The 2,133-nt window shown below is 55.7% G+C and carries 1 protein-coding gene and 1 pseudogene; one reads left to right on the top strand and one right to left on the bottom strand.

The window, feature by feature from the left end; genetic code table 11:
* Window positions 1–309 precede the first annotated feature (309 nt).
* Window positions 310–717: a DUF1937 family protein gene (locus tag EOA86_RS31990; protein WP_128345261.1), complete on the bottom strand. Its 408-nt coding sequence runs from the start codon at window positions 715–717 to the stop codon at window positions 310–312.
* Window positions 718–1,326: 609 nt separating this feature from the next.
* Here EOA86_RS31990 and EOA86_RS31985 point away from each other — a divergent pair.
* Window positions 1,327–2,133 (top strand): annotated as a pseudogene (locus EOA86_RS31985) (AAA family ATPase); the annotation flags it as partial.

Here is a 2,133-nt window from a genome sequence, read left to right as displayed (position 1 = left end):
GCCTACGCTACGCCACAAGCTCATAACTCGGGGATAAGATTTATGCTCCGCGTCTACGCAAGGAGCTTTATCGATGACCCGCGATTTGACCGAGGACCAGTCTCTACGTTGGTGTGGGGGGTCTATTTTTTAAGCATTTACTTGCTCAGCTTAAAGTTTACGAAGTTCGAAATCCTTGCCCTGTGCATCTTTGTGTTTCTTGGGTTATGGCAGTATCGACATGATAAGCGACATCATAGTAGCGGCGTGCGAGGTTTTTCGATGGCAAGGAGACTTTTGACTGCTGGCAGTCTATTTACTGTTGCCGGACTATACGGCCGCTACGGTCTCATAGTCTTTGATCTCTAGATCAGCCGACAAGGACCAAATGGGCTTCCCATTCTCCAAGAAGTGCTGAATCTCCCGCTGCACGCCAGAACTTTGGCGCCACCCATCGATCTCCAAAACGACGATTTCATCGCAGCGATCCATGAAGGTTTCGTCAAACTCCACCCAATAGTCCGACCCCAGTGTGTTTTCTTGGCCAGCAAGAACGAGGTCGATAGGATGAGTCATCGTGATCGGGCTATATACGACATAACCCAACTTGATCAGTGCGGCAGCGGCAGATGTTGCAGCATCGAATCTCATTTTCCTAATTGACGGGTCTGGGTGGGTGTATGGACACGCAAGGTAGAGGAGCCTTGACGCTTTCTTGGGATTTCCACGGCTTGTCATTCTGATTCCTATTTGAGCCCACGTGGCCCGGAGCGGTCTGATTAGCCGACTTATGCTACACGGCAATGACGGTATTGCGAAAGATTGCGCAATAGAGTCACAGCGACAACATTATGGTTTCATCCAGATCCTTCGATGAAAAAAGTGCTCGCAGCTCCCGGCTATCCTAGCCGTTGAGATCCGATCCCTCGCGTCTCCACCCCGTTCACTTCGCTAGTTGGCCTGATCGCCCCGTAGCTGCGAAATAGGCCAAGTCGCTGAACGGATGGAGAACGCGTCGGCGCGGATGCCCAAAGGGAACGCTGTGAATGAATATTGTGAGCGTGCAAGCCTCGTTCATCTTCGGTCCTTGCTGATTTTCTGATTTTCTGCACGAAAATGCGGGCAAGAACACTCAAAATGAACAGGTTTCGAGTGATGGCCGAAATCCCGTTTGTGCATTTTTTGGTGCAGGCAGTAGTATAAGTCTAGCGATTTATGAGGTCTGAGTCGGAACGATTAAGAGTAAATACTTTGCGGGGGCGCATGACAGACAGGGCGGCAATCAGGAAGCTGGAAATCACCCGCTTCCGGGGTATCGAAAAGCTAGAATGGCGGCCGTCGGAAGGAATGAACATCATTCTGGGCGGCGGCGATGTCGGCAAGTCGACGGTTCTAGAGTCGGTCGCCCTTCTGCTGAGTCCGACCAATTCGGCGGTTATCTCCGAATCCGATTACTGGCGCCGGGTGACGGCGGACGAATTCAGCATCGAGGCAGTTCTTGCCCTTCGCGACGACACAGAAATCAACACCCAGAAAGGCCTCAACTGGCCATGGCATTGGGATGGCAGGGATGCGGTGCTGCCGCCGCAGGCTGGTGATGGCGATGATGTCCCTACGGCCGGTGATCCCGTCTATCGTGTGCGCGTACGGGGAACTGACGAGCTGGAGCTGGTCTGGGAAATTATCCAGCCGCATGACCAGACCGAACATTTCCCGGTATCGGTCCGGCGTAGGATAGGGCTCGTCCGCCTTGCAGCCGAAGACCGCAATGACCGCGATCTGCGTCTGGTGTACGGCTCGGCACTCGACCGCCTGTTTGCCGATACGACTCTCCGGGCGCGCATCACCCGGCAGGTGGCGGGGCTGGACCTGAATGAATCGGTTGGCGAGCAGTCGGGGGAAAAGCTTGGCGAGCTAGACAAACGCCTTGTCGCAGCCGCGCTGCCCGGCGGTCTCGGGCTCGGCCTGACCACCACCCAAGGGCTTTCGATCGGCGCGCTGATCGGCCTGCTCGCGGAAAAGGACGGGACGACCCTGCCGCTTTCGAGCTGGGGCGCGGGCACCCGCCGGATGGCAGCACTGGAGATTGCATCCGCGTCCCGGCTGGACGGCGGCATTGTGACGATTGATGAACTGGAGCGCGGGCTTGAGCCG

The sequence above is a fragment of the Mesorhizobium sp. M5C.F.Ca.IN.020.32.2.1 genome (assembly GCF_004023105.1).
Classification (GTDB): domain Bacteria; phylum Pseudomonadota; class Alphaproteobacteria; order Rhizobiales; family Rhizobiaceae; genus Mesorhizobium; species Mesorhizobium wenxiniae.
The sequence above is the reverse complement of the archived record's forward strand: the minus strand, read 5'-3'. Positions and strand labels throughout refer to the sequence as shown.